We start from the raw sequence: 6,379 nt of genomic DNA on the forward strand, positions 1-6,379 counted from the left end.
TAAGTCAAAATGCCGCAACAAAGCAATTTGTTATCCCGAGTTCAGGTTACTTAACTATTGGTAGAAATAAAAAAGCCGAATCGAAATTCGGCTTCACGGAGCTTGATTGAGGGTGACAAAGCAATAATTTAGAGCAAAATCTATATTACTTAGCAATACCCAACTTTTTCTCTAAATAATGGATATTGGTACCACCATTTTGGAAGTTTTCATCTTCCATAATAGCTTTTTGCAAACTTACATTGGTTTTAATACCTTCAACCACAAGTTCGCTTAATGCATTTTGCATACGTGCAATCGCAATACCACGATTCTCACCATAAGTAATTAACTTACCTATCATTGAGTCATAGTTAGGTGGTACAGCATAGCCTGCGTAAATATGCGAATCCCAACGAACACCTAAACCACCTGGTGAGTGGAATCGATTTATTTTACCCGGACAAGGCATAAAGGTATCTGGATCTTCCGCATTAATCCGGCACTCAACCGCATGGCCGCGAATTTTAATTTCATCTTGAGTGATAGACAAAGGTTGACCCGCAGCAATTTTTAGCTGCTCTTTAATTAAGTCAACACCAGTAATCATCTCTGTTACCGGATGTTCTACCTGAATACGGGTGTTCATTTCGATAAAGTAGAATTCGCCATTTTCGAATAAAAATTCGAAAGTACCGGCACCACGGTAACCAATTTCAATACAAGCACGACGACAACGATCACCAATAAACTTACGCATTTCTTCGGTAATACCCGGCGCAGGTGCTTCTTCAACAACTTTTTGGTGGCGACGTTGCATAGAGCAGTCACGTTCACCTAAGTGAATTGCATTGCCTTGGCCATCGGATAAAACTTGAACTTCAACGTGACGAGGGTTTTCAAGGAATTTTTCCATGTAAACAACGTCGTTGTTAAATGCAGCGCCTGCTTCAGATTTAGTTAATTCAATTGATTTAATTAACTCTTTCTCGCTACGAACAACACGCATACCACGACCACCACCACCACCGGCAGCTTTAATGATTACCGGGTAACCAATACGTTTTGCGATTTGTAAATTCTTTTGATCGTCATCACCTAGTGGACCATCTGAGCCTGGTACACAAGGTACACCTGCTTTTTTCATTGCATTAATTGCGGCAACTTTGTCACCCATAATGCGAATAGAATCAGCGGTTGGACCAATAAAAATAAAGCCACTTTGTTCTACACGTTCAGCAAAATCAGCATTTTCTGACAAAAAGCCGTATCCTGGATGAATGGCGACAGCGCCTGAAACCTCAGCTGCTGCAATAATACGAGGAACATTTAAGTAGCTTTCGGTTGCGGGTGCTTTACCAATACAAATTGTTTCGTCAGCTAACAATACGTGCTTTAACTCTCTATCTGCCGTGGAGTGAACCGCGACAGTTTTAATACCGAGTTCTTTACACGCTCTTAATATACGCAGTGCAATTTCGCCTCGGTTAGCAATGAGAACCTTATCAATCATAAGTGATTAACTCCTTAACCTATGATGAATAACGGTTGTTCAAACTCAACTGCATCACCATTTTCAACTAAGATTGATTTCACAGTGCCCGCTTTGTCGGCGGTAATTTCGTTCATCATCTTCATTGCTTCAATGATACACAAGGTATCACCAACATTAACAGTGTCACCTTCAGAAACGAATGTCGGTGCACCAGGTTTTGGAGAAGAATAATAGGTGCCAACCATAGGTGATTTAACTTGATGACCTGCAGGTTCAGCTGCTGGTGCAGGCGCAGCGCTTTCTGCTGCTGGAGCAGCTGGTGCCGGAGCGGCAGGAGCTGCTGGTTGAGCGTACATTGGTTGAGGAGCTGCAAAGTTGACTGCTGGCGCTCCACGGCTGATTCGAACTGACTCTTCACCTTCTGTGATTTCTAATTCTGAAATGCCAGATTCTTCAACTAATTCAATCAGTTTTTTAACTTTACGAATGTCCATAGCCATGGCTGATACTCTCTTTGTTTATTTGGTTGATTCTGAGGTTAATATGCGGTGTGCCGCATCTAATGCATAAAAATAGCCCTGACTGCCTAAACCGCAAATGACGGCTTGAGCAATATCAGAGAAATAAGAATGATGTCTAAACTTTTCACGCTTATGTACATTGGACAAATGCACTTCAATAAAGGGGATGTTAACCGATAAAATAGCGTCTCTTAAAGCAACACTTGTATGGGTGAATGCTGCAGGGTTGATGATAATAAAATCGATTTTTTCAAAGCCACTATGGATTTTATCGATCAACTCAAATTCAGCATTGGACTGTAAATGGGTTAATTCGATAGATAACTTGCTGGCTTCTTCGGTTAACTGCTGAACAATTTGTGCCAAAGTCGTACTACCATAAATTTCAGGCTCGCGTTTCCCTAACATATTCAGGTTGGGTCCATTCAACAAGAGTACTTTATAATTTGATTTTGGCATAAATGCGGTCTTTGTTGGTAATTTAGTAACTAAGTTCGGTGAAAAGTTAGTAAACTTTACAATTGGCCTAACTATAGAAGATTATTGAGCAATTGAAAACGGTAATTTTCAAAAAAATGCTAAAACAACCCTGTTTGCCGAATTTTCGCCGAAGTTGCTGCGATTTTTCACTTAATCTATTAAGCCTTTAATGCTGCGGCTAGATTAAGTAGCATTTAGTTAGAACAAAGTTGGTCGACGAAAGTTCAACAGACCTTGGCAGTCGCTGTGCTATGTGTTGTGTTGCTTTACCTTTGCATGCAATTGATATTGGTAGCGGCTTTGAACATTTCATTAATTTTGAACGTATAAACTGATTAATAGGTCACAACATTGTAGAATACACAGGTGGTATTTCGTCAACAAGCTTGTTTTTTTATTAACCGATGCCACCTCATTAATTCACTAGTGCATAGAGAGTTTTTAGCATGTTTTTTAAGTTATTGTTTTTGTTTGTTGTTATGCCCATCGTTGAAATAGCCTTGTTGCTGCATGTCGGCGAATTAATTGGCGGGTGGACCACATTTTTAATTGTTATCGTTACAGCCATTGCGGGCGCGCATTTGGTTAGAGCCCAGGGGTTAGCTGCACTGTCGGAAATTCAACATAAAACTCAGCAAGGGGTGTTGCCTGCTGAGTCTATCACTGAAGGGCTAATGATCTTAGTCGCAGGGGTATTGTTGGTGACGCCCGGTTTTATTACCGACGCAATCGGTTTATGTTTGACCATCCCGCTCACTCGAAAACCTCTAGCAAAATTGATCATCCGAGAATTTGGCCAACAGGTGGTTGCTAGAAGCAAAGTGTATGGCACCCATCAATCCCATCAACAGCAATATCCGCAAGACAAACCTTCCGGGACGGTTATTGAAGGTGAATGGCAGCGTAAAGACGATAACCGCTAACACAGATTAAGGATAATTTATGAAATGGCTACGTACTACGCTAATTGGTTTGCTGGCGTTGTTTTGTTTATTGGTGACCGCAGACTATTTGTATGACCGAACATCTTTGGTTAATGACTTAATTGCAGATGCGACCCATGATTTGCCAATGGAGCTTTCCATTGGCAAGGTTAACCATAGGTTTACTCAGTTGGGTCAACTTCAACTGAGTGATATTAAATGGCATGACCAATTTGGCAACTCAGCCGAGCTAAAACAGTTGCAGCTAAAGTTAAATTGGCAAGCTTTGCTTGTTCAGGTTATCGACATTGAATATGTTAAATTGACGGGCTTAACTATTAATGGGCATCAGCAAGGCGTTGAAGCGTTACAATCAGCGCTAGCCAAAACAGCTGAACCAGCTCCTGAAAATTCCGATACTCAAGGTGCTGCGGATAACGATTTCTCTGCATATATCCCAACTCGCCTTGAAGTTTCTGAGATCTCATTGCAACAAGTCGACCTTGAATTCTCTCAGGCTCAGCAAACTTATAAAGTTGCTGGACTTGACTTTTCAACTCAAGATTTGCGCTTGCAAGCGTTGCAGGCCGTCAGCCCTATGAAGCTTGCTGGCGATTTTACTATGGCGGTGCAGCGCCTGAGTGTTAATGCACCAGAGCAAGCTCAAACGGCAGCGATAAACCAGCTCGATGTACATTTTGTTTTGCAACCCAACTTACAGATAACAGATTTTGTTTTGGCGACGAAATCTGCTTCGGTTGAATCTAACGATTTGTTTGCTGAGATGAATCGTCTAGACATTGTGGGACAATTTAGCTTTAGCGACACGGCTGATACTTTGACCGCTCAGGCATTAGTTGAGTCTGCTGCTGAATTGGAAATTAATCTAAACAGTGCTGAAGTCTATTTTCCACAACAAGCGCAGAATCAGCACTATAAAATGGAGTCATTTAGTTTTGCTAGTCGACTCGCTGAGCAAAATGTTGATATTGAAAATCTTGCTTTTGATACTTTCGGCGGCCAAGTAAGTTTGGCAGGGTCATCAAATGTACAACTACCGCTGGACATTCGTTTAAATCACTTAGATGTTGCAGGGATGGACATTGGCTATCATCTAGCCAAACCTCAAGCGTCAGATGAAAGCGTCCAACCAGCAGATGATGGGGATAGTTCACAACAAGATGCTCCGAAGCCAACAGATAATCAAAAGATCGAGCAAATTGCTAATTTATATCTTGAAAGCATTGAACTTGAACACATTAACATTCGTCTGTTTGAGCAAGAAAATTGGTTAGAAGCTGAAGAGTTTAACTTAAAGCTAAAAGATACAGATGTTATCAAGCAGCATCAATTGGTTGATACAGTCAGTTTAAATGCAGGCGCTCATCTACTGACCTCATTAAAAAGGCTGAAATATATTTCCAGTGAGTTTAGCCAGATCAATTTGAATGTGACACAAACAGAAGACGCGTTGTTATTGGCTGATACAGGGTTAACACACAAAGATGGTCGGGTTCGTATCGAAGGCAAAGTGATAGATGGACGACGAGTTGGCGAATCGCAAGCACAAGCATTGTTGCAAACTGATATATATAAATTTGATTTGCCTGCACTAGAACCTTTTTTACAAAGTGTACCGTTTAAGCCAACAGGGGTGTTAGATGCGAATCTCGATCTGCAGTTGCAGCTTGAGCCTAACAATAAATGGACTATGTCTAAAGGCGACTTTAACTTGAAAACTGGTACGTTTGGCATTGATGGCATTGCATTAGACAAGTTAATTAATGGTTTTAAAGCAAGCCAAGAAACTTCACTGCTGGATGTCGGGTCATTTTTGGTTGCCGGCCCTGTGGGTATGATGGCAATGCAATTCGCTGAGTTAAGTGCCGGAGCGGCTCAATTTAAAGGTTCTAGTAATATCGAGTTTATTCAAGCTAAAGCTAGTGTTGAGAATAATCTTATCGAAGTAGAAAGTGCTAAGGTTAAAACCACCGACAATCGGTTGGGATTTGTTGGCAATATTAACTTGAATGAACAAGCTTTCGAAAAGTTTAGGTTTGCCATATTGAATGAGCAGGATTGCCCCAAAGTTCAGCAAACATTGGACGGTAAGTTTACCGAAGTTAAGAAGGTGTTGTTTAGCACGACAAGTGGTGCTGTAACAAGCCCGCTGTCGAATGTGTGGCGAAAAGCGAAAGATGTAGCAGCGGGAGGCTGTAAATCATTTTATCAATAGTAATAAAATGAATATTTTACCCACGTTTTACTTGAGGTGTTCTACACTGTAATAGATGATTTTACCTTGGAGTCAATAACACCTTGCACAGCCAATTTGATGAAACTCGGCGTCGCTATATAAAAACTGTGCTCACTGCATCGTTGGGCGGTGTTGTTGCCAGTGTTGCACCTCATGTGTGGAGTAAAAAGCGCTTGCGCTTAAGAGTTTTAGGAACTCATGTCACTTTACAAGAGGCAATAAGGCAACAAGCAATGCAAGACCTTGGAATCGAGGTGAGCTTTGAACCAGGCGGCAGTGCGACAGTGTTGCAAAAAGCCTCGACCCAACCTGCTAGTTTTGACCTATACGAGCAGTGGTCTGACAGTATCAACCTATTATGGTCCGCAAAAGCCATTCAGCCAATCGATATTCAGCGACTCAAATATTGGGGTGAGATAAACGATCTGACTAAAACCGGACGTTTAGTTGCAGATGCAAAAACGGGCGCTGGAGATGCGCCCTATAAACTGCTGTACGCCCAGCGCAATGGCGAACTTTCGTCTAAAACTTCTGAGCAGATTAGTTTCTTACCTTATGTGCACAACGTCGATTCATTTGGCTACAATACAGCAGAAATACCTAAGGGTATTCCATACCAAACTGAAAGCTGGGGCTGGCTGTTTGAGCAAAAATATCGTGGTAAAGTTGGTATTGTTAATACTCCAACCATAGGGCTTTTTGATATGGCTTTGGCTGCGCAAGC

The 6,379-nt window shown here is 41.5% G+C and carries 5 protein-coding genes and 1 pseudogene; 3 read left to right on the forward strand and 3 right to left on the reverse strand.

Annotated features, from left to right (window positions below):
- Positions 1-145: 145 nt before the first annotated feature.
- Genes accC through aroQ form a run of 3 tightly spaced genes read right to left on the reverse strand, consistent with a single transcriptional unit; the run spans position 146 to position 2,454 of the window.
- Positions 146-1,492 (reverse strand): acetyl-CoA carboxylase biotin carboxylase subunit, encoded by a 1,347-nt coding sequence (accC, locus tag DS2_RS05330; protein ID WP_035013617.1) that lies wholly within the window; start codon positions 1,490-1,492, stop codon positions 146-148.
- Positions 1,493-1,506: 14 nt separating this feature from the next.
- A complete protein-coding gene (gene accB, locus DS2_RS05335; RefSeq protein WP_035013618.1) occupies positions 1,507-1,968 on the reverse strand; it encodes an acetyl-CoA carboxylase biotin carboxyl carrier protein in 462 nt (153 codons plus the stop codon).
- A gap of 24 nt (positions 1,969-1,992) precedes the next feature.
- Positions 1,993-2,454: a type II 3-dehydroquinate dehydratase gene (gene aroQ / locus DS2_RS05340; protein WP_035013619.1), complete on the reverse strand. Its 462-nt coding sequence runs from the start codon at positions 2,452-2,454 to the stop codon at positions 1,993-1,995.
- A 467-nt stretch (positions 2,455-2,921) separates the two neighbouring features.
- Here aroQ and DS2_RS05345 point away from each other — a divergent pair, with 467 nt between their 5' ends.
- The 3 genes and pseudogenes from DS2_RS05345 to DS2_RS05355 all read left to right on the forward strand — a co-directional run.
- On the forward strand, positions 2,922-3,398 hold the full coding sequence (locus DS2_RS05345) for an FxsA family protein (RefSeq protein ID WP_035013620.1): 477 nt from the start codon (positions 2,922-2,924) through the stop codon (positions 3,396-3,398).
- 19 nt (positions 3,399-3,417) lie between these two features.
- Positions 3,418-5,634, forward strand: a complete 2,217-nt coding sequence (locus tag DS2_RS05350) for a hypothetical protein (protein WP_035013621.1) — start codon at positions 3,418-3,420, stop codon at positions 5,632-5,634.
- 143 nt (positions 5,635-5,777) lie between these two features.
- Positions 5,778-6,379, forward strand: a pseudogene (locus tag DS2_RS05355) (signal peptide prediction); the annotation flags it as partial.

This window comes from Catenovulum agarivorans DS-2 (assembly GCF_000568405.1).
In the GTDB taxonomy this organism is placed as follows: domain Bacteria; phylum Pseudomonadota; class Gammaproteobacteria; order Enterobacterales; family Alteromonadaceae; genus Catenovulum; species Catenovulum agarivorans_A.

What these genes read in the sequence shown, in the direction of transcription:
- accC (WP_035013617.1), bottom strand. Translation starts at nt 1,492, where the DNA reads ATGATTGATAAGGTTCTCATTGCTAACCGAGGCGAAATTGCACTGCGT.
- accB (WP_035013618.1), bottom strand. Translation starts at nt 1,968, where the DNA reads ATGGACATTCGTAAAGTTAAAAAACTGATTGAATTAGTTGAAGAATCT.
- aroQ (WP_035013619.1), bottom strand. Translation starts at nt 2,454, where the DNA reads ATGCCAAAATCAAATTATAAAGTACTCTTGTTGAATGGACCCAACCTG.
- DS2_RS05345 (WP_035013620.1), top strand. Translation starts at nt 2,922, where the DNA reads ATGTTTTTTAAGTTATTGTTTTTGTTTGTTGTTATGCCCATCGTTGAA.
- DS2_RS05350 (WP_035013621.1), top strand. Translation starts at nt 3,418, where the DNA reads ATGAAATGGCTACGTACTACGCTAATTGGTTTGCTGGCGTTGTTTTGT.